The following is a 26,094-nucleotide window of genomic DNA, read 5'->3' on the forward strand; positions in this document are numbered from 1 at the left end:
CGGCCGGCGGGTCAGACGGGGGCACCGGCCGGAGTCTCGGCCGGGGTCCCGGTCGGGGCCGCGCCCGCCGTGCAGACGGCGCCGGCCGCGGGGGTCTTCCCCTCCAGCAGGTACGCGTTCACCGCGTCCTGCACGCACATGTCGCCGCTGTTGTAGGCGCCGTGCCCCTCGCCCTTGTAGGTGAGCTCCACGCCGACGCCGGGTCCGAGCCGCTCGACCATCTTGCGGGCGCCCTCGTACGGGGTGGCCGGGTCGCCGGTGTTGCCGATCACCAGGATCGGGGCGGCTCCCGGGGCGGAGACGTCCGGGGTCTCCCAGGCACCCGCGACGGGCCAGTCGGTGCAGGCCATCATCGCCCAGCCGAGGAAGTCCCCGAAGACGGGCGAGGCCGAACGGAACGCCGGCAGCTTCGCCTTGGTCTGCTCCAGCGAGTAACGGTCCTTGGAGTCGGCGCAGTTGATCGCGGTGTTCGCCGCACCGATGTTGCTGTAATGCCCTTGCTGGTCACGCCCGTTGAGCGTGTCGGAGAGCGCGAGCAGCAACTGCCCCTGCCCGCCGTCCGCCTCGTCGAGCCCCTGCTCCAGCAGCGGCCACAGCTCCGGCGAGTACAGGGCCTGCGCGATGCCGTTGGTCGCGGCGCTCTCGGTGAGCTGCCGGTCGCCGATGCCCGCGATGGGCTTCGCGGCCAGCTCCTTCTGGAGCTTGATGACGCCCTCCTCGATCTCCTTGGCGGTGCTGCCCGGGAGCCGGCATTCGTCGCCCCGGTCCACGCAGTCCTGGGCGAAGTTGCCGAGGGCGAGCTGGAAGCCCTTCGCCTGGCCCAGCGCCCCCTCCTCGGAGGTCTTGGTCGGGTCCACCACGGCGTCGAAGACCGCCCGGCCGACGTTCTTCGGGAACAGGTGGGCGTAGACCCCGCCGAGTTCGGTTCCGTAGGAGATCCCGAAGTAGTGCAGCTTGTCGTCGCCGAGGGCCTGGCGGATGCGGTCCATGTCGCGGGCGGTGTTGGAGGTGCCGACGTAGGGGAGGACCTTCGCGGAGTTCTTCCGGCAGGCCTGCTGGTACGTCCGGATGTTGTCGACGTAGGCCTTCTCCTCCTGCGGGGTGTCGGGGGAGGAGTCCTGGGCGTAGTACGCGTCCAGCTGCTTGTCGTCCTCGCAGCGGACGGGGACGCTGCGGCCCACCCCGCGCGGGTCGAAGCTGACCAGGTCGTACCGGGCGCGCAGGGCCTCGTACTCCTTGGCGGCGCCGGGGAGGGTGGTGATGCCGGAGCCGCCGGGGCCGCCGAAGTTGAAGACGAGCGATCCGATGCGCTTGTCCTTGTCGCGGGCCTTCGCGCGGATCAGGGCGATCGGGATGGTCTCGCCCTCGGGCTTCGCGTAGTCGAGGGGGACGTCGAGGGTGGCGCACTGCCAGTCCTTGGGCGGGGCCTGGCCGCCGCCCTCCAGGGGGGTGGGAGCCGGGCACTCCCCCCACTTGAGGGGCCGCGCGCCCTTGGTGCCGTCGGCCTTCGGCTGATTCCCGTCGCCGTCTCCGTCGTCGGAGCAGGCGCTGGTGGTGAGCAGCGCGGCGGCGAGCGCGGCGGTGGCGGTGACCCGCAGGACGTTTCTCGGCATGCCTCCATCCTGCGGTTCCCCTGTGTGCCCCGCCCCCGCGCTGACCCATCCGGGGGTCCCTGCTCCGCCCCGGCCGGAGCCAAACTCAGCCCCGCCGGCGTTTGAGGCGCGGGCGCGGAGCGCCGTAGGGGGTACGGGGCAGCGCCCCACCGGGCAGCGGGGCAGCCGAGCCCCGCAGCCCCCGTCCACCGGGCCGGAGGCTAGATGGCTTCCTTGCGGGTCAAGAAGTTGAACGAGATCCACCCCGGCAGCACCGGCAGCCAGAACGTCATGAGCCGGAACAGCAGCACCGCCGAGATGGCGACCTCCTTCTCCAGCCCCGCCGCGATCAGGCCCAGCGTCAGCGTGGTCTCCACCGCGCCGATGCCGCCCGGCGTCGGCGCCGCCGACCCCAGCGCGTTGCCCGCCAGGAACACCACCGCGATGCTCGCGTAGCTGATGGCCTGGCCGCCCCCGAACGCGCGGATCGACGCGTCCAGGCACATCACGAAGCAGCCCGTCAGCAGCAGCATCCCGCCGATGCCCGTCATCAGCTTCTGCGGCCGCTGCAGCACGTCCAGCATCCGCGGCACCACGCCCGCGAACAGCGCCCGTACCCGCGTCGCCACGAACTTCCGCATGAACGGGACCGCCGTCACCACCAGCACCAGCACCGCCACCGTCAGCAGACCGGCGATGACGGTCCGGGACGGGGTCATCTCCGGGGTCTTCTCGGTCCCGGTCAGGTAGCCGAAGGACAGCAGCAGCAGGATGTGGCTGGCCAGTCCGAACAGCTGCGAGGCGCCCACGCTCGCGACCGCGAGCCCCGGCCGGATCCCCGCGCGCTGGAGGAACCGCGTGTTCAGCGCGACACCGCCCACCGCCGCCGGAGCCACCAGCTTCACGAACGACCCGGCCACCTGCGCGAGCACGGTCCGCAGGAACGGCACCCGCTCGGGCACGAAGCCGAGCAGGCTCATCGCGGCCGCGAAGTAGCTCAGCGCCGAGAAGGCCAGCGCCGCCCCGACCCAGCCCCACTGCGCCTCGCCGACGATGGTCGCGAAGTCCACGTGCGCGAGCTGCGTCAGCAGGAAGTACGCGCCGAACGCGCCCGCGATGAACGACACCAGCGTGCGCGGCCGGATCCGCTCCAGCCGGGCCGGCTCCACCGGCGCCTGCGGGCGGATCAGCAGCACCTGCTGGCGGATCTGGCTCAGCAGATCCTCCTCCCGCGCCCCTTCGAGCGCGTCGTCCAGTGCCTTCTTCTCCGCCTTGCGGTCGGCGGCGGGGCTGGCCGCGGCGTCCGCCTCGCGCGCCGCCTTCGCCGCCCGCGAGGACTCCAGTACGGCCTCCCGCTGGCGGTCCGCCCGCTCCCGGGCCAGCTTGCGCAGCGTCGCCCGCGTCGAGCGGCTCAGCGCGATCGGCTGGAGCAGCGGCAGGCAGTCCGCCACCGCGTCCGGGCCGAGCACCGACACCGCCGAGGACACCGCCCGCTCCGCGCCGACCCGCAGGCCGAGCGTGGTCAGCAGCTGCGCGATGTCCATCCGGAGCACCAGGTCGCCCGCGGCGATCTCGCCGCCCCGCAGGTCGGTGAGGATGACGTTGCCGGAACGATCCACCACCAGGGCGTCCCCGGTCAGCCGCCGGTGCGCGATCCGCCGCGACTGCAGGGCCCGTACCTGCTCCCACGCGTTGCGGCACAGCTCGTCGGTGATCTCCTCGTCGGAGAGGGAGTCCAGGGTCCGGCCGCCCAGGTGCTCGTACACGAGCATCACGGCGTCCGGTCCGAGCTCGGAGGTGGCGATCAGCTTCGGCGCGTTCGCCCCGGCCGCGATGGCGGCGTACGCGAGGAGCGCCTCCTGCTCCAGCGCCTGGCGCAGCGACTGGAGGCTGCGCCGGGTGGTGATGCCGCGCAGCGTGAGCCGGCGCCAGACCCGGTAGAAGAATCCCTGGGCCTGCTGCTCCCGGTCCACGACGGTGACGTCGAGCGGCGGGCCGTCCTCCAGGGTGACGTGGTAGCGCCGGCCCCGGTCGCTCACCTCGGAGGCCTCGGGGCCGTCGGGCCCCTCCGCGCGCATCGCGCTGACCGGCTGGAAGCCGACCCGGCGCAGTCCGGCCAGCAGGTTCTGCCCGGTGGGGCGCACGTTGGGCGAGCCGACGGCGTAGAGGGTCCCGTACGCGACGCTCCAGCCGATCAGCACGGTCAGGATGATCGAGAAGGGGGTGGTGTAGCCGCTGACCAGCATCGTGAACGCGTCGAGCAGCAGGACCACCCACAGCGCGACGCGCCAGTGCGGCCGCCGGGTCATCCCGACGGCCGTCATGTACGCGATCACGGGCGCGAGGTAGCCGTGCACCGGATCGGTGAGCGCCCCGTCGGCGCCGGCGGACCGGGTGAGGGCTTCCTGGATGGTGTCGGGGGCGGCCTGGGACACCCACAGGTCGGTGGCGAGGGTGACCCCGTGCGCGAGGACGGCGGCGAGCACGCCGTCGGCGATGCGCAGCCCGTCGCGCTTGATCAGCCGCTCGATGGCGAACGCGACCGGCAGCAGGAGCACGGCGATGCTCGACACCAGCGCGGCGACCTTGACCAGCAGGTCAGGCGCCTGGCCGGTGCCCTTGTTGATGTCCTCCTCCAGGCCGACGGTGGTGCCGTGGGCGAAGGCGGCGATGGCGAGGACGACGGCGATGCCGAGGAGGCCGACGAGGAGGCGTACGAGGTCGGACGGGCGGTGCACGCGGGCGGCGAGCAGCGGTTCGTCGACCTCGACCCGGTCGGCGGCCGTGGGGGCGTGTCCGTGGGGGCCTTCGGGGCCGTCGCCGTTGCCGGAGCCGTTGTCGGCGCCGCTGCCGGCACCGCCGCTCGCGACGTCGGGGCTTCGGCGTTCCGGGATGGCTTCCGGCCGGGGTTCCGGGCGGGCTTGCGGGCGGGCTTGCGGGCGTGGGGCGGCGCCGTCGTCTGGGCGCGCGTCGTCGTCCGCCGCCGCGCCGTCCGGAGGGCTCACACCCTGCTCCTTCGTCGTCACATCCGTCTCTTCTTGATCACGTATCACCAGTCACCGCCCGGAAGATGGTGGCACGGACCGACGGTCGAGCGGGGCATCAGGGTGCGCGCCGGTGCGGAACCTCGTCTTCCGCCGCCGGAGGGCCGACGTGCTGCACCATGGGCCGAATGAGCGAGGAGCTGCCCGCGTACGCGGAGCGCGTGCTGGAGCTGGCCGAGCGTATTCCGCCCGGCCGGGTGATGACGTACGGGGACGTGGCCGAGTGGCTCGACGAGGGCGGGCCGCGCCAAGTCGGGCGCGTCATGGCCCTGTACGGAGGCGCCGTGCCCTGGTGGCGGGTGGTGCGGGCGGACGGCGTACCGCTGCCCGGCAGCGAGCTGCGCGCCCTGGAGCACTACCGGGCCGAGGCCACGCCGCTGCGCCTGACGGCGGGCGGCGAGCCGCGGCTGGACATGCGCCGGGCGCGCTGGGACGGAGCCGACGGGGACGGTGACGCTGACGGGGACCGCGACGAGGCTCACATCTGACAGCTTCGGCCATGCGCGGCCCGCGTGGGCGGTCGAGCGCCCGTGCGAAGGCCCGTCCGAGGGACGGAGAGGAACTGCGCCGCGTCGGCCGGTTGCCGTAGCGTTGCCTCTTCGGCTCGGGCCGAAGCCGTCGCGGCGGTACCCGGACCCACCGAAACCCCAGCAACACCCGCAGACCCACCAGGACCGGCAGCTCACGTGATCACCTCTTCCTCCGACCGCACCGAACGGCGGCGTACGCGGACCCCTGACGCGTACCGCCTCGTGCGCACCGGGCCGGAACGGGTGGATCCCCCTGTCCTGGACGCAGCGCAGCGCGCGGTGGTTGACCACACCACCGGACCACTGCTGGTCCTCGCCGGACCGGGCACCGGGAAGACGACCACGCTGGTCGAGGCGGTGGCCGCGCGGGTCGAAGCGGGTACGGACCCCGGCCGCATCCTCATCCTCACCTTCAGCCGCAAGGCGGCCGTGGAACTGCGCGACCGGGCCGCCCTGCGGCTCGGCGGCGCGCGGGCTCCGCAGGCGACCACCTTCCACTCCTTCTGCTACGGCCTCGTCCGCGCCCACCAGGACACCGACCTCTTCGCCGATCCGCTGCGGCTGCTGTCCGGCCCGGAGCAGGACGTGATGGTCCGTACCCTCCTGGAGGGCCAGCGCCGGATCCGCTCCATCCGCTGGCCGGACGACCTGCGGGCCGCGCTGACCACGCGAGGGTTCGCGGACGAGGTCCGCGCCGTCCTGGCCCGCGCCCGCGAACTGGGCCTGGGCCCCGGGGCACTCTCCGATTTCGCCGGGCGGATCGGCCGCCCGGACTGGAAGGCGGCCGCGGCCTTCCTCTCCGAGTACCTGGACGTCCTGGACATGCAGGGCACCCTGGACTACGCGGAACTCCTCCACCGTGCCGTCCTCCTGGCGGAACGCACCCCGTCCCTCGCCTCCGCCTACGACGTGATCTACGTGGACGAGTACCAGGACACGGACGCCTCGCAGCTGCGGCTGCTGCGGGCGCTGACTCCCCCCGGGCCCGGCGGCCCGGGTGGTGCCTCCGGCACCGGCGGCACGCTGGTCGCCTTCGGTGACCCGGACCAGTCGATCTACGCCTTCCGCGGCGCCGACATCAACAACATCCTGGACTTCGAGTCCTCCTTCCCCGGCGCGGCGGTCAAGGCCCTGACGGTGGGCCGCCGCTCGGGCGCGGCCCTGCTGGCCGCCACCCGCCTCCTGACGACCCGCATGCCGGTTCCCCGCCTCCCGGCCGCGGCGGTCCGCGCCCACCGGAATCTCGAACCGGTGCGGGACGGCGGCGGGGTGGAGGTGTACACGTACCCCACGGCCGGGGCCGAGCTCGACAACATCGCCGACATCCTGCGCCGGGCCCACCTGGAGGACGGCGTGCCCTGGCAGGACATGGCCGTCCTGGTTCGCGCGGGCGGCCGCACCCTCCCGGCGATGCGCCGCGCCCTGATCACGGCGGGCGTCCCGGTCGAAACGGACGGCGCGGACACCCCGATCCGCCACGAACCGGCCGTCTCCCCCCTCCTCACGGCCCTCCGCACCACAGCCACCTCCGCCGCCGGCCTCCCCACCCCTTCCCCCGCCGACTCCGCGTCCGCCCCGGTGGACCTGCCGGCCGCGGCTGCCGCCGATCCGGCGGACCTGCCGACCGCGGCCTCCGCCGCCCCGGCGGACCCGCCGGCCGCGGCTGCCGCCGCCCCGGCGGACCCGCCGACCCCGGTCATCGCCGACCCGGCCGGCACGGCGGCGCCCGAGCCGTCGGCCGACGGTGCCGCGGGCGCCGGGGTGGGTGACCGGGCCGACGTGGGCGGTGACGTGGGCGAGCCTGCTCGCGCGTTCGAGGCAGCCCCCGGGCACGACGAGTCCGACGCCGGGTGGATCGGCGTCGAGGCCGCCCTCGAGCTGCTCGCCTCCCCGCTCGGCGGGATGGACGCCGCCGACCTGCGCCGCCTCGGCCGCGCCCTGCGCGACGAGGAGCGCGCCGCCGGCGTCAAGGTGCCCGCACCTTCCGACGTGCTGCTCGCCCGCGCCCTCGCCGAGCCGGAACGGCTCACCGCCCACGACCCCGCCTACGCCCGCGGCGCGCAGCGCCTCGGCCTGCTCCTGCGCAAGGCCCGCGAACTGCTCCAGGGCGGCGGCACCGCCGAAGAGGCCCTGTGGACCCTCTGGGACGGCACCCCCTGGCCCCAGCGCCTGGAGCGCTCCGCCCGCCGCGGCGGCACCGCCGGCCGCAACGCCGACCGCGACCTCGACGCCGTCTGCGCCCTCTTCGACACCGCCGCCCGCGCCGAGGAACGCACCGGTGGCCGCGGCGCCCTCAACTTCCTCGAACAACTGGAGGCGGAGGACATCGCCGCCGACACGTTGACGACGCGCGCCACCCGCCCCGACGCGGTCCGCCTCATGACCGCCCACCGCTCCAAGGGCCTGGAGTGGTCCCTCGTCGTCGTCGCCGGCGTCCAGGAGGGCCTGTGGCCCGACCTCCGCCGCCGCGGCTCCCTCCTGGAGGCCGACCGCATCGGCCGCGACGGCCTCGCCGAGCCCCTCACCCCCGGCGCGCTCCTGGCCGAGGAACGGCGGCTCTTCTACGTCGCCGCCACCCGCGCCCGCGACCGCCTCGTCGTCACCGCCGTCAAGGCCCCCGCCGACGACGGCGACCAGCCGTCCCGCTTCCTCACCGAACTCGGCGTGCCCCCGCGCGACGTCACCGGCCGCCCCCGCCGCCCCCTCGCCGTCCCGGCCCTCGTCGCCGAACTGCGCGCCACCACCGTCGACCCGGACGCCTCGCCCGCCCTGCGCGACGCGGCCGCCCGCCGCCTCGCCCGCCTCGCCGCGCTCACCGACGACGAGGACCGCCCGCTGGTCCCCGCCGCGCACCCGCAGCGCTGGTGGGGCCTGTACGAACCCACCCGCAGCAGCGTCCCGCTGCGCGACCGGGACCGGCCCGTCGCCCTCTCCGGCAGCGCCCTGGACCAGCTCGCCAACACCTGCTCCCTCCAGTGGTTCCTCGGCCGCGAGGTCAAGGCCGACGCCCCCTCCACCGCCGCCCAGGGCTTCGGCAACGTCGTCCACGTCCTCGCCGACGAGGTCGCCTCCGGCCGCACCCCCGCCGACCTGGCCGTCCTGATGGAACGCCTCGACTCCGTCTGGGACGCCCTCGCCTTCGACGCGCCCTGGAAATCGGCCCAGGAGAAGGAGAACGCCCGCGCCGCCCTGGAACGCTTCCTGCGCTGGCACACCACCGACCGCGGAGGCAGGGCCGCCGTGGCCACCGAGCACGAGTTCGACGTCACGCTCGACGCGGGCGAGTACGCCGTCCGGATCCGCGGCTCCATGGACCGGGTCGAATCGGACCCGCAGGGGCGCGCGTACGTCGTCGACTTCAAGACCGGCAAGTCGTCGCCCACCAAGGCCGAGGTCGACCGCCACCCCCAGCTCGCCGTCTACCAGCTCGCGGTGCGCGAAGGCGCCGTCGACGAGGTCTTCGACGGCCTGCGCCCCGCACCCGGTGGCGCCGAGCTCGTCCAGCTCCGCCAGCCGGCGCCCAAGAAGGAGGGCGGCGACGCGGTCCCGAAGATCCAGGCCCAGGAGCCCCTGTCGGGCGGCTCCTCCGGCGAGTGGGTCGGCGACCTGCTCGCCACCGCCGCCGGCCGCGTCCTGGACGAACGCTTCGCGCCCGCCGTCGGCAAGCACTGCGACCACTGCTCCTTCCGCAGCTCGTGCAGCGCCCGCCCCGAAGGCCGCCAGACCGTCGAGTGACCCGGGCGACGCCGGAACGCGTCCGGGAGTGTCGGCGGGGGCGGCTAGCCTCTTTACGTGTCCGCGCGTGCGCCCCTCCTCACCGACCCCGAGCAGCTCAAAGAGCTCCTCGGGATCCCGTTCACGCCCGAACAGCTCGCCTGCGTCACCGCCCCGCCCGCCCCGCAGGTCATCGTCGCCGGCGCCGGCTCCGGCAAGACCACCGTCATGGCCGCCCGCGTGGTCTGGCTGGTGGGTACGGGCGCGGTCGCGCCCGAACAGGTCCTCGGCCTGACCTTCACCAACAAGGCCGCCGGGGAGCTCTCCGAGCGCGTGCGCAAGGCCCTCGCGCGGGCCGGCATCACCGACCCGGACCCTTCGCCGGCCGAGGCCGACGCGGCCGGCGGCGAGCCGCGCATCTCCACGTACCACTCCTTCGCCGGCCAGCTCCTGAAGGACCACGGCCTGCGCATCGGCCTGGAGCCCAGCTCCCGCCTCCTCGCCGACGCCACCCGCTTCCAGCTCGCCGCCAAGGTGCTGCGCGAGGCCCCCGGCCCCTACCCCTCGCTCACCAAGTCCCTCCCCGACCTGGTCAGCGACCTGCTCGCGCTCGACGCGGAGCTCTCCGAGCACCTGGTCGAACCGGAGCGGCTGCGCGCCCACGACACCGGGCTGCTCGGCGAGCTGGCCGACGCCAAGCTGACCAACGAGGACCTGCGCAAGGTCCCGGAAGCCGTGCGCGGCCGCCTCGAACTGCTGGAACTCGTCAGCCGCTACCGCGTCGCCAAACGCTCCCGCGACCTCTTCGACTTCAGCGACCAGATAGCCCTCTCCGCGCAGCTCGCCACCACCCGGCCCGAGGTGGGGGCCCTGCTGCGCGAGGAGTTCCGGGTGGTCCTGCTCGACGAGTACCAGGACACCTCCGTCGCGCAGCGGCTGCTGCTGTCCGGCCTCTTCGGCGCGGGCAGCGGCCACGCCGTGACCGCCGTCGGCGACCCGTGCCAGGCCATCTACGGCTGGCGCGGCGCCTCCGTCGCCAACCTCGACGACTTCCCCGAGCACTTCCCGCACGCCGACGGGACGCCCGCCACCCGCCTCTCGCTCAGCGAGAACCGGCGCAGCGGCGGCCGCCTGCTCGACCTGGCCAACGGGCTCGCCGCCCCGCTGCGCGCCCTGCACGAGGGGGTGGAGGCGCTGCGCCCGGCGCCGGGAGCCGAGCATGCCGGCCAGGTCCGCTGCGCCCTGCTGGAGACCCACGCCCAGGAGCTCGACTGGCTCGCGGACTCCGTCGCGCACCTGGTCCGCACCGGGACGGAGCCGCGCGAGATCGCCGTACTGTGCCGCTCCGCCGGGGACTTCGCGCGGATCCAGGCCGTCCTGGTGGCGCGGGACGTGCCGGTGGAGGTCGTGGGCCTCTCCGGGCTCCTGCACCTGCCGGAGGTCGCGGACCTCGTCGCCGTCTGCGAGGTCCTCCAGGACCCGGGAGCCAACGCCTCCCTCGTCCGGCTGCTCATCGGCCCGCGCTGGCGGATCGGCGCGCGCGACCTCGCCCTGCTGGGGCGCCGTGCCCGGCTGCTGGTGGGCCGGGCCCCGTCCGAGGCGGACCCGGACGGACGGCTCGCGGCAGCCGTGGAAGGCGTGGACCCGGCGGAGATCGTGTCGCTGGCCGACGCCCTGGAGACCTTCCTCGACGGCGCCGGACAGGCCCCCGACGACCTCCCCTTCTCGGCGGAGGCCCGGATCCGCTTCGCGCACCTCGCCCAGGAGCTGCGCGACCTGCGCCGCTCCCTGGCCGACCCGCTGATGGACGTACTGCACCGCGTCCTGTCCGCGACCGGCCTGGAAGTGGAGCTGTCCGCGTCGCCGCACGCGCTGGCGGCCCGCCGCCGCGAGACGCTGTCGAACTTCATGGACGTCGCCGCGGGCTTCGCCGCGCTGGACGGCGAGGCGACCCTCCTGGCCTTCCTGGCCTTCCTGCGCACGGCCGCCCAGTACGAGAAGGGGCTGGACCACGCCCTGCCCGGCGGGGAGAACACGGTCAAGGTCCTGACCGCCCACAAGTCCAAGGGCCTGGAGTGGGACGTGGTCGTCGTCCCGGACCTGTGCACGGGGTCCTTCCCGAAGGAGAAGGCGCCGGAGGCCTGGACCTCGTACGCGAAGGTGCTCCCGTACGCCCTGCGCGGCGACGCCCCCACCCTGCCGGCGGACCCCGCCTGGACCTCGGCCGGCCTGAAGTCGTTCAAGACCGCGCTGAAGGACCACAAGTCGGTGGAGGAGCTCCGCCTGGGCTACGTGACCTTCACCCGCCCGCGCTCGCTCCTGCTCGCCTCGGGCCACTGGTGGGGCCCGACCCAGAAGAAGCGGCGCGGCCCGTCCTCGTTCCTGTCCGCCCTGTACGAGCACTGCGCGGCCGGCTTCGGCGAGATCGAGGCCTGGGCGGAGGAACCGGAGGCGGACGCGGAGAACCCGGCCCTGTCGGCGGACTCCACCCCGGACCACTCCTGGCCGCTCCCGCTGGACCCGGCCTCCCTCGCCCTGCGCCGTACCGCGGCGGCCCTGGTCGAGTCCTACCTGGCGACCCGTCCGCCGGACGACGCCCCGGCCGACCCGGACCGGGACGTCCCCGCGCGGTCGGAGCCCGCCCGCGACGAGGACGAGTCCTACCTCTGGCCCCCGGACTGCGAGGACCCGTCCTACGAGGACGAACCCTGGCCGGACGACGCCCCTTGGCCGGACGACGCCCCCTGGCCGGACGCCCCGGACCGGGCGGCCGAGGCCCCGGCCGCAGCCGTGCCCGCATCCGGGCTCGGCGCCTCCTCCGCGCGGAGGACCGCAGACGCGGCCCCTGCCCCTGCGGCGGCCCTGCCGCCCGCCGGACCGCACAGCGCAGCCGAAGGCGCGCCCCCCACCGACCCCCACGACGACGACCTCTGGCCGGAGGCCGCCTCCTGGGTCCCCGCGGCCCGGGCCGGCGACGGCGCCGCCGCCGGAACGGAGGCGTGGGGCGACGGCGACGGGCTGGTGCCCGAGGAGGCGCGGGCCGTGGCCTCCTGGGACCGGGATCTCGATGCCCTGGAGGGCGAGCTCCGGCGTGCCCGCGCAGCCGTCCGCGACGTCGAGCTGCCCGCCGCGCTCTCCGCCAGCCAGCTGCTCCGGCTCGCCGCCGACGAGCAGGGCTTCGTCCGCGACCTCGCCCGCCCCATGCCCAAACCCCCGCAGCCCGCGGCGCGCCAGGGCACGCGCTTCCACGCCTGGGTCGAGTCCCGCTTCGACGAGCTCCCGCTCCCGCTCCTCGACGTCCTCGACCCCGTTACCGAGCTGCCCGGCTCCGACCAGGAGGTAGCCGACGAGGCCGACCTCGCCTCCCTCAAGGCCGCCTTCGAGCGCAGTCCGTACGCCGACCGGCCGCCCCACCGCATGGAGGCCCCGGTCCAGCTGACCCTCGCCGGCCGCGTGATCCGCGGCCGGATCGACGCCGTGTACAAGACCACCACCGACGAGGACGGCGACTCGTACGAGATCGTCGACTGGAAGACCGGCCGCACCACGGAGGCCGACCCCCTCCAGCTCGCCGTCTACCGCCTGGCCTGGGCGGAAGCCACGGGCACGCCCCTCAGCCGGGTCACCGCCGCCTTCCTGCACGTCCGCAGCGGCCGGGTGATCCGCCCCCGCGACCTGCCCGACCGGGCCCGCCTTGAGCGGATCCTCCAAGGCAAAACGGGCACCGACGGTGACCCTCAGGTGGACGGCTAGGCTCGGGGCATGAGCGACAGCCAGCCGGACAGCGTCGTCCGCACGTACATCGACACCCACCGCGCCGCCTTCCTCGACGACCTCGCCGAGTGGCTGCGCATCCCCTCCGTGTCGGCGCAGCCCGAGCACGCGGGCGACGTACGCCGCAGCGCCGAATGGCTCGCGGCGAAGCTCAAGGAGACCGGCTTCCCGGTCGCCGAGGTCTGGGAGACCCCCGGCGCCCCGGCCGTCTTCGCGCACTGGCCGAGCGAGGACCCGGCCGCGCCCACCGTCCTCGTCTACGGGCACCACGACGTGCAGCCCGCCGCCCTCGCCGACGGCTGGCACACCGACCCCTTCGAGCCGGTGATCCGCGACGGCCGGATGTACGGGCGCGGCGCCGCCGACGACAAGGGCCAGGTGTTCTTCCACACCCTGGGCGTACGCGCGCACCTGGCGGCCACCGGAGCCGCCGCCCCCGCCGTGAACCTCAAGCTCATCGTCGAGGGCGAGGAGGAGTCCGGCTCCCCGAACTTCCGCGCCCTCGTCGAGGCCCGCGCCGCCGAGCTCGCCGCCGACGTCGTGATCGTCTCCGACACCGGCATGTGGTCCGAGACCACCCCCACCGTCTGCACCGGCATGCGCGGCGTCGCCGACTGCGAGATCGACTTCCAGGGCCCGGACCAGGACATCCACTCCGGCGCCTTCGGCGGGGCCGTGCCCAACCCGGCCACCGTCGCCGCCCGCGTGGTCGCCGCCCTGCACGACGAGGACGGGCGGGTGACGATCCCCGGCTTCTACGACGGCATCGCCGAGCTCACCGAGGCCGAGCGCGCGCTCATCGCCGAGCTGCCCTTCGACGAGGCCGAGTGGCTCCGTACGGCCAAGTCCCACGCGGCCTCAGGCGAGGCCGGGTACTCCACCCTGGAGCGCGTCTGGGCCCGCCCGACGGCCGAGGTCAACGGCATCGGCGGCGGCTACCAGGGCCCCGGCGGCAAGACCATCGTGCCCGCCTCCGCCCACCTGAAGCTGTCGTTCCGCCTGGTGTCCGGACAGGACCCGTACGAGGTCGAGGTGGCCGTCACGGAGTGGGTCGCGGCCCGCGTCCCGGCCGGAATCCGCCACTCCATCACCTTCGGCGCCCCGACCCGCCCGTGCCTGACCCCGCTGGACCACCCGGCGCTGCAGTCGGTCGTACGGGCCATGGGCCGCGCCTTCGGCCAGAAGATCCGCTTCACCCGCGAGGGCGGTTCCGGGCCCGCGGCGGACCTCCAGGACGTCCTGCGCGCGCCCGTCCTCTTCCTCGGCATCTCCGTCCCGTCCGACGGCTGGCACTCGCCGAACGAGAAGGTCGAGCTGGACCTGCTCCTCAAGGGCGTCGAGACGACCGCCTACCTCTGGGGCGACCTGGCCGCGTCCCACCGCACACCTGCCTGACGCCCGACGCCCGACGCCGACGCCCGACCCGCACGCCCGACCCGCACGCCACCTGAGTCACTGAGCCTGCCTGTCCCACCACCGGGGGAGTTGGAAGTACCTGTGAGCATCCATACCGAGCGCCCTATCTCGCTCACCGCGCCCAGCGGGGTCGACCGCGCCGCGCACCACCGCCTCGACGAGGCCTGGCTCGCCGCCGCCTGGAGCCACCCGACGACCCGCGTGTTCGTCGTCTCCGGCGGCCAGGTCCTGATCGACGACACCCCCGACGGGGGCACCGGCATCGTGATGACCCCGGCCTTCGAGGCCCCGGTCACCGAGACCCACCGCTACTTCCTGGGGACCGACGAGGACGGCGTACGGTACTTCGCGCTCCAGAAGGACGCGCTGCCCGGCCGCATGGACCAGTCGGCCCGCGCGGCCGGCCTGCGCGAGGCCGGACTGCTGCTGAACCCGCGCGACGCCGGGCTGATGGTGCACGCGGTGGCGCTGGAGAACTGGCAGCGGATGCACCGCTTCTGCTCCCGCTGCGGCGAGCGCACCGTGGTCGCGGCCGCCGGACACATCCGCCGGTGCCCGGGCTGCGGCGCCGAGCACTACCCGCGCACCGACCCGGCCGTGATCATGCTGGTCACGGACGACCAGGACCGCGCGCTGCTGGGCCGCCAGGTGCACTGGCCGGAGGGCCGCTTCTCCACCCTCGCCGGGTTCGTGGAGCCGGGCGAGTCGATCGAGCAGTCCGTCGTCCGCGAGGTGTGGGAGGAGGCGGGCGTCAAGGTCGGCGAGGTCGAGTACGTGGCCAGCCAGCCGTGGCCGTTCCCGTACAGCCTGATGCTGGGCTTCACGGCCCGCGCCACCAGCTCCGAGATCACGGTGGACGGCGAGGAGATCGAGGAGGCCCGCTGGTTCTCCCGCGAGGACCTGCGCGCGGCGATCGAGGCGGGCGCGGTGCAGCCCCCGGCGGGCGGCATCTCCATCGCCGCCCGCCTGGTCGAGCTCTGGTACGGCCAGCCCCTCCCGAAGCCCCCGACCGTCTGACGGCCCGCGGGCGGGCGGGCGCGCGCGGGCGCCCCGGAGACGCAGAAGGCCCCCGCCGGGGCGGGGGCCTTTCCGGGTGCGCGGGGGTCAGACGGCGAGGGCCTGCTTGACCTGGGCCAGGCTCGGGTTCGTCATGACGGACTCGTTGCCGGCGGCGGACTTCACGAGCACGGTGGGAACCGTCTGGTTGCCGCCGTTCGCCTTCTCCACGAACGCCGCGGACTCCGGGTCGAGCTCGATGTTGATCTCGTTGTACGCGATGCCTTCCCGGTCCAGCTGGGTCTTCAGCCGGCGGCAGTAGCCGCACCAGGTGGTGCTGTACATCGTGACGGTGCCCGTGTCCTGCATGCTGCGCGCTCCTTCGTGGGGTCTCGGTGGTCCGAGTACTCGAACGTACGCCACCGCGCCGCCATTCCCGGGCGGCCGGTGTGACCCGTACCGGTGTGACAAGTACTACGGATATGGGCGACCTGTGGACAACTTTCCCGCCCGCCCCTCCGGACCTGGCAGCATGGCGGGGTGACAGCAGCAACGCACTCCCCATCCTTCTCCGCCGCCGAGGCCGCCGACTCGGCCGACGCGGTGCTCCTGGGCCTGGACCCGGAGCAGCGCGAGGTCGCGACGACCCTGCGCGGGCCGGTGTGCGTACTGGCGGGCGCCGGCACCGGCAAGACGCGTGCCATCACCCACCGCATCGCCTACGGGGTCCAGTCCGGCCAGCTCATGCCGGCCAGTGTGCTCGCCGTCACCTTCACCAACCGCGCCGCCGGAGAGATGCGCGGCCGCCTGCGCGGCCTCGGCGCGGGCGGGGTCCAGGCCCGCACCTTCCACTCGGCCGCCCTGCGCCAGCTCCAGTACTTCTGGCCCAAGGCGGTCGGCGGGGACGTCCCCCGACTCCTGGAGCGCAAGATCCAGTTCGTCGCCGAGGCCGGCGCGCGCTGCCGCATCCGCCTCGACCGCAATGAGCTGCGCGATGTCACCGGTGAGATCGAGTGGGCCAAGGTCACCCAGACCGTGCCCGCCGACTATCCGGCGGCCGCCGTCAAGTCGGGCCGCGAAGCCCCCCGGGACCTGGCGGAGATCGCCCAGATCTACGGGACGTACGAGCAGCTCAAGCGCGACCGCGGCATGATCGACTTCGAGGACGTGCTGCTCCTGACCGTCGGCATCCTCCAGGACCGCCACGACATCGCCGAACAGATCCGCGCCCAGTACCAGCACTTCGTCGTGGACGAGTACCAGGACGTCAGCCCCCTCCAGCAGCGGCTGCTCGACCTCTGGCTCGGCGAGCGCGACAGCCTCTGCGTCGTCGGCGACGCCAGCCAGACGATCTACTCCTTCACCGGCGCCACCCCCGACCACCTGCTGAACTTCCGCACCCGCTACCCGCAGGCCACCGTGGTCAAGCTGGTCCGCGACTACCGCTCCACCCCCCAGGTGGTCCACCTCGCCAACGGCCTCCTGAACCAGGCGAAGGGCCGGGCCGCCGAGCACCGCCTGGAGCTGATCTCGCAGCGCGAGACCGGCCCCGACCCGGTCTACGCCGAGTATTCGGACGAGCCCGCCGAGGCCGAGGGCGTCGCCGCGCGGATCCGGGACCTGATCGCGGCGGGCGTACCGGCCGGAGAGATCGCCGTCCTGTACCGCATCAACGCCCAGTCCGAGGTGTACGAGCAGGCCCTCGCCGACGCCGGGGTCCCGTACCAGCTGCGCGGAGCCGAGCGCTTCTTCGAGCGGAACGAGGTCCAGAAGGCGATCCTCGCGCTGCGCGGAGCCGCCCGGTCCGGCGGGAACGACCCGCTGCTCGACGACGTCGTCGAGCTCGGCTCCCAGGTCCGCGCCGTGCTCAGCTCCACCGGCTGGACCAGCGAGCCGCCCGCCGGCTCCGGCGCGGTGCGCGACCAGTGGGAATCGCTGGCCGCCCTGGTCCGGCTCGCCGAGGACTTCGCCCGGACCCGGCCCGGAGTCACCCTGGCGGACCTCACCATCGAGCTCGACGAGCGCAAGGCCGCCCAGCACGCCCCGACCGTGCAGGGCGTCACCCTGGCCTCGCTGCACGCGGCCAAGGGCCTGGAGTGGGACGCCGTGTTCCTCGTCGGCCTCACCGACGGCATGATGCCGATCACCTATGCCAAGACCGACGAGCAGGTCGAGGAGGAGCGCCGGCTGCTCTATGTCGGCGTCACCCGGGCGCGGTTGCACCTGAACCTCTCCTGGGCGCTCTCCCGGGCCCCGGGCGGCCGGGCCTCCCGTCGCCCCAGCCGCTTCCTGAACGGCCTGCGGCCGGGCTCCGCGGCCCCGGGAACGGGGCCGGGCGGCGCGGCCGAGCGCGCGGCCCGCAAGCGCGGGCGCCGCGGACCGGTGCTCTGCCGGGTCTGCGGCAAGACCCTGACCGACGCCGGCGAGCTGAAACTGATGCGCTGCGAGGACTGCCCGTCCGACATGGACGAAGGGCTCTACGAGCGGCTGCGGGAGTGGCGCCGGGCCCAGTCGAAGGAGCAGGGCCTGCCCCCCTACTGCGTCTTCACGGACAAGACGCTGATGGCGATCGCGGAGGCCGCGCCGTCCGAGGAGGGCGAGCTCTCGATGATCTCCGGCGTGGGTGGACGCAAGCTCGAGCGGTACGGAGCCGACGTCCTGGCCATCTGCGCTGGTCAGGAGCCCGGGTCCGAGGATTCTGACGACGCGTAGAAACTCGTCGGAAAAATAGTTTGCACATGCCCAGCGAATCCCCATAGGTTCTTAGCAACGGAAACGGTGGCTTCTCCGAAGCCCTGGATCCGTGCTGTACTTATCCGAATACGCATGGGACAGGCCCCCGGCCCCGTCCCCGAGACGCCGAGAGGAGGCGAGACCAGTGACCAGCTTCATGACCTTCACCAAAATGACCGATCGCTCGGTCGACGCTTCCTGCCTGCTCGGTTCCGTCTCCCTCCTGGGTACCGGTGTGTCCGCGATTTCCGCTGACAGCCCCGCCCTGCTGGCGACCCGTCCGGTCCGCGAGCGCAATGAGCGACCGACCCAGGCACCGGTGGCAGTACTGGCAGCAGAAGCTCAGGCGCATGGCGCCTATGGCTTCGCCGCCGCAGCCGGTGCCGCCAGTGCCGGATTTAAGCGCCAGACCAAGCAGACGACGAAGCAGCAGCACCACCTGATGTGGGCCTTCCGTGGGCTCGAACCCTGGAGTGATCCAGTCTGATCGCATGATCAGGCCGGCGCCTTCAGGGCCGCGGAACCCCACCCGGGATCCGCGGCCCTTCTGTTTGTCCCCGAACGGGGGCGACGCAGCGAAGGGGCCTCGGGACTGAAACGCAGCCCAGCCGAACCCGGCCGACCGGCCGGAACGACTAGCCGACCAAGACGAGGAAGAAACCACCGTGCAACTCGAAGCGCACGCCCCGTCCGTACCGCAGACCCAAACGATCTCCCCGCCCGCAGTCCCGGAGGACCACACCTTGACCCCGCTCACCGCGCTGACCGCGCTCGACGACGCCATCGAGAACCTCGGCGTACCCGTTCCGTGCCGCACCTTCGACCCCGAGGTCTTCTTCGCCGAGTCCCCGGCGGACGTCGAGTACGCCAAGTCCCTCTGCCGCACCTGCCCGCTGGTCGAGGCCTGCCTCGCCGGGGCGACCGAGCGCCGCGAGCCCTGGGGTGTCTGGGGTGGCGAGCTCTTCGTCCAGGGTGTCGTCGTCGCCCGCAAGCGGCCGCGTGGCCGTCCGCGCAAGAACCCGGTTGTCGCGGCATGACCGCCCACGGAACCATCGACCGCCCCCTCACGCACGACCCCCTGAAGCAGGCCCTCATGACCGCCCACTCCACGAGCGAGCAGCCGCACGGCTCCGCCACCGCAGACTTCATCACCGCCGGCGCGATCACCTCGCGTCAGAACAGGACCCGCGAAATGCAACTCATCCCAGAAGCCCTGGCCCGTGCCCATATGGACGACCGCATGCGTGAGGTGGACGCCGAGCGTCACGCCCTGCGCCTGGTCGCCGCCCGCCGCATGCAGCGGCGAGCCGAGCGCGTCTCGCTGCGCGCCCGGCGCGCACTGGCCATGGCCGTCATGCACTAAGAGCCCTGAAGCTCCGAAGAGCAGAGACAGAGCCTCCCGGGGGGACCGGTCCGAACGGACCGGTCCCCCCGGTGCGTTGCGCAGGGCGTCCACCCCGTACGGGGATATCGTCTGGAGGTGGACCAGCCGACCCCCCACCCCGCCAAGCCGGGATCCGAGGCCCAGCCCGTCGTCTGCGCGCGCTGCGGTGCCCGGTCTCCGGACGGCGCCCCGATCACCTGGACCTGCTCCATGGAAAACGGCAGCAGGCACTACTTCTGCCACGACTGCGCCCGGGCCAACATCCGTGCGATCGAGGGCAGGCTCGACTCCTCCTGGTGGTGACCCGGAGCCGGCCCGCCCGCCCCTACGTCACTCCGCGGACGGGAACCCCGGCAGCCAGGAGTCCAGTTCGTCCCGCAGCCGCACCGTCGAGCCCAGCTGGCACAGCACCCCGATGGTGCTCAGCGTGACCCGGTGGATCAGCAGGTACGAGGGCGGCAGGTTGATCTGCCGTCCCAACTGGTGTGCGGGAGACCGCGGATCGGCGATCCGCGCCGCCTGGCCGCGCAGCCACGCCCGCGTGAAGGTGAACTCCTCGGCCTCCGCGGGCTCGATGATCGGCTTCAGGTAGTCCAGTACCGCGTCGGGGTCCAGTTCGATGGACTCCTTCACGAACCCCTCGGCACACAGGTGCCCGTAGACCCCCTCGGCATCACCGTCCAGCGTCATCCGCAGGGACCTGCCGATGGGCTTGGGCCAGCCGCCGGGCAGCCGGTCGACCGTGCCGAAGTCCAGGACGCCCAGCCGCATGCGGCCCTCCGGCCCCGATATCAGCCGGAAGTTGCCCGGGTGCGGATCCGCGTGCAGCAGCCCGGTGCGCGCGGGACCGGAGAAGAGGAACCGGGCCAGCAACTGCCCGGCGCGGTCGCGCTCCTCCTGAGTGCCGTCGGCTATCACCTCCGACAGCGGAGTCCCCTCCATCCACTCGGTCACCAGCACCTGGTCGCCCTGGTGCACGACGTCCGGGACGACGACGTCCGGGTCGCCCTCGAACGCGTCCGCGTGCGTCCGCTGCGCCTCGGCCTCCAGCTCGTAGTCGAGCTCCTCCGAGACCCGGTCGCGCAACTCCTTGATCAGCGGCTTGATGTCCATGCCCGGTACCAGCGGGCCCAGCAGACCAGCGAACCGGCCCAGCTGCTTCAGGTCCGACAGCAGCGCCTCGCCGGCCCCCGGGTACTGGACCTTGACCGCCACCTGCCGGCCGTCGTGCCACACCGCCCGGTGCACCTGCCCGATCGAGGCCGCCGCGGCCGGCTTGTCCTCGAACTCCTCGAACAGGTCCCGCCAGTCCGCGCCCAGCCGGTCCGCCAGCACCTGGTGCACCGTGGCCGCGGGCAGCGGCGGGGCCGCCTCCTGAAGCTTGGTCAGCGCCGCCCGGTAGGGGCCCGCGACCTCCTCGGGCAGGGCCGACTCGAAGACCGACAGGGCCTGCCCGAACTTCATGGCACCGCCCTTCAGTTCCCCGAGCGTCCGGAACAGCTGCTCGGCGGTGCGCTGCTGGAGCTCGCGCGCCACTATCTCCGCCGACTTGCCGCCGATCCGCTTGCCCAGACCCCAGGTTGCCCGACCCGCTATGCCGAGCGGCAGCGCGGCCAGCTTGACGGTACGGGTGACTGCCTTCCGGGGAAGATCAGACATGCGCCCCTCCATTTCCCAGACAGCTGCGCCGCAAGCGGCGGTTCGGGAAGACCCCTCCGACTCCACGCATCCTGTCATGGCCCCTCCGGGGGATCCCCGCCCGATCCTCCTCCTGCTCGCTGGAGCAGAGCTGGACGACCGGCACTCGCGCCGCAGGGGCAGTCGGGGTGCGGACCGACCGGGTCGCGCTGCCAGTGCAGGGCCGGGAGAGCGGCCTCCCAGCGGGAGGCGGTGGAAGCGGGCAGTTCGCCGTCGAGGAAGGACAGCGCGTGCGCCGCGGCCAGGCCGGCCACCGCCGTGGACAGGCCCAGATCACAGGCGGCGCCCGCCCGGCGGCGGTGGGCCGACCGCCACTGCACCAGCATCCTCGGCCAGGCCGGATCCAGGTCCACGCGCTCGCGCTCCATGCACCCCGCGCACGCCGTCGCACCCGGCAGCACCAGGGGCCCCACCATCCCGGTGCCCTCCAACACCCCCGCGTACAGGTGCGGAATGCCCGTCGCCACCCAGCCGGCCGCGGTGTCCGGATCGGGGGCCCAGGCCTGCAGTCCGTCTCGGGGCGCGACCACCACCAGGGCGAGCCCGGGCTCCGGGCCCTCGCTCTCCCCGGCCCGCGGCGCGCGGCCCGGAGCCGACTCGCGCACCAGCCTGCCCGCGGCCTCGGCCCGCAGCCTGCCCACGCTCCCGGGCCCGAGCCCGCCCGGTGCCACGTCCCCCAGCTCCACCCGGCCACCGTCGAGCACCTCGACCCCGCCCACGCCGGCTCCGGACAGGACCGAGGCGATCAACGCCCCCACCCGGCCGCTCCCGCGCACCTGGACCCGTATCGCCCGGCGTGCGGCGATCCCCCGCAAGTCCCCGCCCGGCTCCCGGCGGACCAGGGAGAGGGAGCCCAGGTCGGGCGCCAGCCGCTCCAAGGTCTCCGGCCGCTTGCGCACGGCCTGCGCGCGCGGACCGCCCGCCGTGGCGTCGTCGAGCAGCCCGGCCCCCGCCAGCCGCCGGACCAGTTCGTCGGCCTGGCCGTCCGGCAGCCCCATCCCCGAGGCCTCGGCCCGCAACAACTCCATCCGCCGCGTCCCGTCGATCCGGTCGATGAGCGCGCCCGTCGCCGTGTCGACGGGACCGAGCACCACCGCGTGGGCGGGCGTCACCCCGAACTGAACCGTCTGCAGATCCCGCCAAGCCCGCGCCAGTGCCGGCTTCACCTTCGGATACACGGCCGTCCCCCCTCGATTTCACGTGCGCAACCGCGCCGCCTCATTTCCGCTCTCCCGCAACACTGCCCGTCCGCCGCATTCCGTGCAGGAATTTGTCCACAGGCGAGGCGTATTAGGCATATGAGATGGAGAAATGGGGTGTTCCGGATAGCGGCTGTGAATCGATCGTGTTCGACCCCCGGACGGGCGGGACTTCCGCCACGGCTACCGGGTACCGTCGTGGCGTGTCCGCCGACCCACCGCAGCGCGCCGTCGAAGTCCGCCGGAGCGCGCGCCGCCGCAGGACCGTATCCGCCTATCGCGAGGGTGACCGTACGGTCGTCCTCATCCCTGCCCGGATGTCCGAGGCCGAGGAGCAGCGCTGGGTGGGCGTCATGCTCGACAAGCTGGCCGCGCAGGAGAGCAAGCGCACCCTCGGCGACGCGGAACTGACCGAGCGTGCCGAGCGTTTGTCCGAGCAGTACTTCAGCAGCCGCGCCCGCCCCCGATCGGTCCGCTGGGTCACCAACCAGAACACCCGCTGGGGTTCCTGCACCCCGGCCGAAGGCAGCATCCGGCTCTCCCACCGCCTCCAGGGGATGCCGGAGTACGTCGTCGACTACGTACTCCTGCACGAACTGGCCCACCTGCTCGTGCCCGGCCACGGTCCCCGCTTCTGGGAGCTGCTGGAGGCGTACCCCCGGACCGAGCGCGCCCGCGGATATCTGGAGGGAATCGTCGCCGCCGAGCGCCTCCCGAAGGTCCCCGCCGCCCGCGACGAATAGCCCGGCTCCCACCGGACTGTCACGCACGGTGATATGTACCGGGTCGGTACCGACTTGGCCGGATGTCGGCAGTTGCCGTTAGCCTGAGCGGCACGCAATCACAGTCGGGATGGGGGACGGTCGTTACGTATGGGCAGGGAATTCCAACGGGGCCACAAGGCCAAGATCAGTGATCTGACGGCGGGCACCGATCTGTACGTGGGCGTCCAGATCGCCGGGCCCGGACTCACCTTCGACATCAGCTGTTTCGGCCTCGACGTGAACGAGCAGCTGTCCGACGACCGTTACTTCGTCTTCTTCAACCAGCCGAAGTCGCCCGAGGAGTCCATCCAGCAGCTCGGCGCTCAGGCCGGAGACACCGAATCCTTCCGGGTGACGCTGGACCGCGTGCCGGCGTCCATCCACAAGCTGTCCTTCACCGCCACCATCGACGGCGCCGGCCAGATGTCGCAGATCGGCCCGGGCTACATCCGGATCGTCGCGGGCGGCGAGGAAGTCGTCCGGTATTCGTTCACCGGTGCGGAGTTCACCACCGAGCGGGCCGTGATGCTCGGCGACTTCTACCTCAAGGACGTATGGCGCTTCGCCGCCGTCGGCCAGGGCTTCGACGGAGGACTCGCCGCGCTGCTCAAGAACTTCGGCGGCGAGGTCGCCGAGGAGGAGCAGCCGCAGCAGGCCCCGGCGCAGACGGGCGCCGCGCCCGGGTTCGCCCCGCCGCCGCAGGCGGCCGCGCCCGCCCCGCAGGCTCAGGCACCGTCCTTCGGCGCCCCCGCCCAGGCACCGGCACCGCAGGCCCCGGCTCCCGCGCCCTCCTTCGGTGCGCCGCCCGCTCCCGCGCCCGCCCCGCAGCCGCAGGCCTACCCGCAGCACAGTGCGCCCACCATGGCCGCGCCGATCGCGCCGCCCGCCCCCGCGCCGTACGGCCAGCCGCCGCAGCAGCCCTCGTACGGCCAGGTCCCCCCGCCCGCTCCGGCCCCCGCCCCCTACGGGCAGCAGCCCTCGTACGGCCAGGTCCCGGGCCAGTTCCCCGGGCAGGCTCCCGGCCAGTACCCGCCCGGCGGCCAGCAGCCCGGCTACGCCCCGCAGGGCGCCGCCCCCGTCGCAGCCGGTCTCGCCGCCGCGCTCCAGCCGTACAAGGAAGCCCCCACGGGCGCCCGTTGGACCCCGCAGAACCAGCAGCTCATGCGCGTCGACCTGTCGATGGGCGGCCAGGCCGTCCTCGCCCGCCAGGGCAGCATGGTCCTCTACCAGGGCAAGGTCGACTTCAGCTACAAGGGCGCGGGCTTCGCCGGCCGCATCGTCGGCAACGCCACCGGCCAGGAGATGCAGCTGATGCGCTGCACCGGCCGCGGCCAGGTCTTCCTCGCCGAGAACGGCGCGCACCTGCACGCCATCGAGCTCCAGGGCGACGGAATCTGCGTCTCCGCCGAGAGCGTCCTCGCCTTCGACGAGTCGCTCCAGCACGAGGTCCGCCGCATCGAGGGCCACGGCATCCCCGGCGGCGCCCTGTTCACCATGCAGTTCCAGGGGACCGGCACCGTGATCGTCAAGACGCACGGCGTCCCGGTCGTCCTCCCCGTCACCCCGACCACCTTCGCGGACAGCAACGCCATCGTGGCGTGGTCGGCCGCCTCACAGGTGATCATCTCCAGTCAGGTCCGGCTCCGGCGCAACGCCTACCCCGGCCACAGCGGGGAGACCGTGAACCTCCAGTTCCGCGGCGCTCCCGGCAACTTCATCGTCGTCCAGCCGTACGAGGTCTGAGGGAGCCCGACATGAACGCAATGAACCAGCAGCTCGCGGGCTACGCCCCGACCCCCGTCACGGCCCGCATGGAGAACCACGGCCGGGCCATGCTCAAGGTCGCCATGCAGAGCGGCCAGGACCTCTTCGCCCGCACCGGCTCGATGGTCGCGTACGAAGGCTTCGTGCAGTACGAGCCCAACCCGCCGGCCGTCCGCCAGATGGCCTCGCAGTGGCTCACCGGCGAGGGCGCCCCGCTGATGAAGTGCACCGGCGACGGCCTGCTCTACCTCGCCGACTACGGCGCCGACGTGGTCGTCATCAACCTCAACAACGACGCCCTCTCCGTCAACGGCACCAACCTGCTCGCCTTCGACGCCCACCTCCAGTGGGGCGTCGAGCGGGTCAAGGGCATGGCGAAGTTCGCCGGTCAGGGCCTCTTCAACGTGCAGGTCGCCGGCACCGGCTGGGTCGCGATCACCTCCCGCGGCACCCCGATCGTGGTCGACTGCGGCCGCGGCGAGGACGAGACCTACGTCGACCCGGACGCGCTCGTCGCCTGGTCGCCGAATCTCAAGGTCAAGGGGAAGCGCAGCTTCAAAGCCTCGTCGATGATCGGCCGGGGCAGCGGGGAGGCCTACCAGATGGCCTTCTCCGGCCAGGGAATCGTCGTCGTACAGCCCAGCGAGGACAGCACCGACCGGCTCCGGGCCCGGGGCTGAGGGGGAGCGGACACATCATGCAGAGCGCACTTTTCGCCCACGCCGAGGCGCAGTCCCAGGAGCGGTACGCCGTCCAGAACCCGCAGCTGCTACGGGTCTCGCTGACCGGCCACGACGACGTGCTCGCCCGCAAGGGCGCGATGGTCGCCTACCAGGGGATCATCGACTTCGACGGCGAGTACCAGAGCGCCAACCAGCGGGGCGCCCGCCGTCGCACCGGCGAGGGCCTGGACCTCATGCGCTGCTCCGGGCAGGGCACGGTCTACCTCGCCAACCTGGCCCAGTACGTGCACGTCGTGGACGTGGACCAGGACGGCCTCACCGTCGACAGCAGCTATGTCCTGGCCCTGGACTCCACCCTGCACACCGAGGTCATCGCGGTGGACAGCCAGTACGGAATCTCCGGGTCCGGCAAGTACCAGCTCAACATCACCGGCCGCGGCAAGGTCGCGCTGATGACCTCCGGGCAGCCGCTGATGATGCAGGTCACGCCCGACAAGTACGTCAACGCCGACGCGGACGCGATCGTCGCCTGGTCCACCTCGCTGCGGGTGCAGATGCAGGCCCAGACGCACTCCACCGGAGTCTGGCGCCGGCGCGGCAACACCGGCGAGGGCTGGGAGCTGAGTTTCCTCGGCACCGGTTTCGCCCTCGTGCAGCCCAGCGAGGTGCTGCCGCCGCAGAACGCCCAGCTCGGCCAGGGCGCCGCGGCGCAGTTCGGCATGGGCCAGCAGGGTTCGCACGCGCAGAACCAGAACAACGCCTGGAACTAGCGATACGGCGAAGGCACGAGGAAGGGGCGGCCC

Annotated in this window: 19 protein-coding genes; 14 read left to right on the forward strand and 5 right to left on the reverse strand. The window is 73.3% G+C overall.

Annotation, left to right across the window (positions count from 1 at the left end):
- Positions 1-11 precede the first annotated feature (11 nt).
- Entirely contained in the window at positions 12-1,613 is a 1,602-nt protein-coding gene (locus ACGFYQ_RS04800; protein WP_393739998.1) for an alpha/beta hydrolase, read from the reverse strand.
- Between the two features lie 200 nt (positions 1,614-1,813).
- Entirely contained in the window at positions 1,814-4,645 is a 2,832-nt protein-coding gene (locus tag ACGFYQ_RS04805; protein WP_393740000.1) for a flippase-like domain-containing protein, read from the reverse strand.
- 119 nt (positions 4,646-4,764) lie between these two features.
- Between ACGFYQ_RS04805 and ACGFYQ_RS04810 the strand changes: the two genes are divergently transcribed.
- The 5 genes from ACGFYQ_RS04810 to nudC all read left to right on the forward strand — a co-directional run bounded on the left by ACGFYQ_RS04810 (position 4,765) and on the right by nudC (position 15,087).
- Complete coding sequence (locus ACGFYQ_RS04810; RefSeq protein ID WP_393740002.1) at positions 4,765-5,124, forward strand: MGMT family protein; 360 nt, start codon at positions 4,765-4,767, stop codon at positions 5,122-5,124.
- Between the two features lie 198 nt (positions 5,125-5,322).
- Positions 5,323-8,901 carry an ATP-dependent helicase gene (locus tag ACGFYQ_RS04815; protein ID WP_393740004.1) on the forward strand — a complete coding sequence of 1,193 codons (3,579 nt, stop codon included), beginning with the start codon at positions 5,323-5,325 and terminating at the stop codon, positions 8,899-8,901.
- Between the two features lie 57 nt (positions 8,902-8,958).
- On the forward strand, positions 8,959-12,633 hold the full coding sequence (locus ACGFYQ_RS04820) for a UvrD-helicase domain-containing protein (RefSeq protein ID WP_393740006.1): 3,675 nt from the start codon (positions 8,959-8,961) through the stop codon (positions 12,631-12,633).
- A 9-nt stretch (positions 12,634-12,642) separates the two neighbouring features.
- Positions 12,643-14,049 carry a dipeptidase gene (locus ACGFYQ_RS04825; RefSeq protein WP_393740008.1) on the forward strand — a complete coding sequence of 469 codons (1,407 nt, stop codon included), beginning with the start codon at positions 12,643-12,645 and terminating at the stop codon, positions 14,047-14,049.
- 90 nt (positions 14,050-14,139) lie between these two features.
- A complete protein-coding gene (gene nudC / locus ACGFYQ_RS04830; RefSeq protein WP_393740010.1) occupies positions 14,140-15,087 on the forward strand; it encodes an NAD(+) diphosphatase in 948 nt (315 codons plus the stop codon).
- Between the two features lie 87 nt (positions 15,088-15,174).
- On the opposite strand, the gene ACGFYQ_RS04835 is transcribed toward nudC, so the two are convergent.
- The gene (locus tag ACGFYQ_RS04835; protein WP_030772737.1) at positions 15,175-15,435 is read right to left on the reverse strand and encodes a mycoredoxin; all 261 of its coding nucleotides are present in this window, start codon (positions 15,433-15,435) and stop codon (positions 15,175-15,177) included.
- Between the two features lie 171 nt (positions 15,436-15,606).
- On the opposite strand from ACGFYQ_RS04835, the gene ACGFYQ_RS04840 reads away from it, so the two are divergent.
- From ACGFYQ_RS04840 to ACGFYQ_RS04860, 5 genes are all read left to right on the forward strand, one after another.
- Positions 15,607-17,778: an ATP-dependent DNA helicase UvrD2 gene (locus ACGFYQ_RS04840; protein WP_393740013.1), complete on the forward strand. Its 2,172-nt coding sequence runs from the start codon at positions 15,607-15,609 to the stop codon at positions 17,776-17,778.
- Positions 17,779-17,944: 166 nt separating this feature from the next.
- A complete protein-coding gene (locus ACGFYQ_RS04845; RefSeq protein ID WP_393740015.1) occupies positions 17,945-18,286 on the forward strand; it encodes a hypothetical protein in 342 nt (113 codons plus the stop codon).
- 178 nt (positions 18,287-18,464) lie between these two features.
- Complete coding sequence (locus tag ACGFYQ_RS04850) at positions 18,465-18,836, forward strand: WhiB family transcriptional regulator (protein WP_328927527.1); 372 nt, start codon at positions 18,465-18,467, stop codon at positions 18,834-18,836.
- Positions 18,833-19,162 carry a hypothetical protein gene (locus ACGFYQ_RS04855; RefSeq protein WP_393740017.1) on the forward strand — a complete coding sequence of 110 codons (330 nt, stop codon included), beginning with the start codon at positions 18,833-18,835 and terminating at the stop codon, positions 19,160-19,162. Before ACGFYQ_RS04850 ends, ACGFYQ_RS04855 begins: the two co-directional genes overlap by 4 nt.
- A gap of 117 nt (positions 19,163-19,279) precedes the next feature.
- Positions 19,280-19,486: a hypothetical protein gene (locus ACGFYQ_RS04860; protein WP_328927529.1), complete on the forward strand. Its 207-nt coding sequence runs from the start codon at positions 19,280-19,282 to the stop codon at positions 19,484-19,486.
- Between the two features lie 27 nt (positions 19,487-19,513).
- Here the strand turns inward: ACGFYQ_RS04860 and ACGFYQ_RS04865 are convergent, their stop codons facing one another.
- Positions 19,514-20,842, reverse strand: coding sequence for an ABC1 kinase family protein (locus ACGFYQ_RS04865; protein ID WP_393740020.1), 1,329 nt, complete (start codon positions 20,840-20,842; stop codon positions 19,514-19,516).
- A 74-nt stretch (positions 20,843-20,916) separates the two neighbouring features.
- A complete protein-coding gene (locus ACGFYQ_RS04870; RefSeq protein ID WP_393740022.1) occupies positions 20,917-22,059 on the reverse strand; it encodes a ThiF family adenylyltransferase in 1,143 nt (380 codons plus the stop codon).
- 164 nt (positions 22,060-22,223) lie between these two features.
- On the opposite strand from ACGFYQ_RS04870, the gene ACGFYQ_RS04875 reads away from it, so the two are divergent.
- The 4 genes from ACGFYQ_RS04875 to ACGFYQ_RS04890 all read left to right on the forward strand — a co-directional run bounded on the left by ACGFYQ_RS04875 (position 22,224) and on the right by ACGFYQ_RS04890 (position 26,061).
- Entirely contained in the window at positions 22,224-22,823 is a 600-nt protein-coding gene (locus tag ACGFYQ_RS04875; RefSeq protein WP_393740891.1) for a M48 family metallopeptidase, read from the forward strand.
- 129 nt (positions 22,824-22,952) lie between these two features.
- Positions 22,953-24,587 carry a TerD family protein gene (locus tag ACGFYQ_RS04880; protein WP_393740024.1) on the forward strand — a complete coding sequence of 545 codons (1,635 nt, stop codon included), beginning with the start codon at positions 22,953-22,955 and terminating at the stop codon, positions 24,585-24,587.
- Between the two features lie 20 nt (positions 24,588-24,607).
- Positions 24,608-25,288, forward strand: coding sequence for an AIM24 family protein (locus ACGFYQ_RS04885; protein WP_215149254.1), 681 nt, complete (start codon positions 24,608-24,610; stop codon positions 25,286-25,288).
- Between the two features lie 17 nt (positions 25,289-25,305).
- Positions 25,306-26,061: an AIM24 family protein gene (locus tag ACGFYQ_RS04890; protein WP_393740026.1), complete on the forward strand. Its 756-nt coding sequence runs from the start codon at positions 25,306-25,308 to the stop codon at positions 26,059-26,061.
- Positions 26,062-26,094: the final 33 nt, after the last annotated feature.

This window comes from Streptomyces sp. NPDC048258 (assembly GCF_043201995.1).
Lineage (GTDB): Bacteria > Actinomycetota > Actinomycetes > Streptomycetales > Streptomycetaceae > Streptomyces.

Coding starts and splice junctions, on each gene's coding strand:
- ACGFYQ_RS04885 (WP_215149254.1), top strand. CDS start 24,608: ATGAACCAGCAGCTCGCGGGCTACGCCCCGACCCCCGTCACGGCCCGC.
- ACGFYQ_RS04855 (WP_393740017.1), top strand. CDS start 18,833: ATGACCGCCCACGGAACCATCGACCGCCCCCTCACGCACGACCCCCTG.
- ACGFYQ_RS04800 (WP_393739998.1), bottom strand. CDS start 1,613: ATGCCGAGAAACGTCCTGCGGGTCACCGCCACCGCCGCGCTCGCCGCC.
- ACGFYQ_RS04865 (WP_393740020.1), bottom strand. CDS start 20,842: ATGTCTGATCTTCCCCGGAAGGCAGTCACCCGTACCGTCAAGCTGGCC.
- ACGFYQ_RS04810 (WP_393740002.1), top strand. CDS start 4,765: ATGAGCGAGGAGCTGCCCGCGTACGCGGAGCGCGTGCTGGAGCTGGCC.
- ACGFYQ_RS04880 (WP_393740024.1), top strand. CDS start 22,953: ATGGGCAGGGAATTCCAACGGGGCCACAAGGCCAAGATCAGTGATCTG.
- ACGFYQ_RS04835 (WP_030772737.1), bottom strand. CDS start 15,435: ATGCAGGACACGGGCACCGTCACGATGTACAGCACCACCTGGTGCGGC.
- ACGFYQ_RS04825 (WP_393740008.1), top strand. CDS start 12,643: ATGAGCGACAGCCAGCCGGACAGCGTCGTCCGCACGTACATCGACACC.
- ACGFYQ_RS04890 (WP_393740026.1), top strand. CDS start 25,306: ATGCAGAGCGCACTTTTCGCCCACGCCGAGGCGCAGTCCCAGGAGCGG.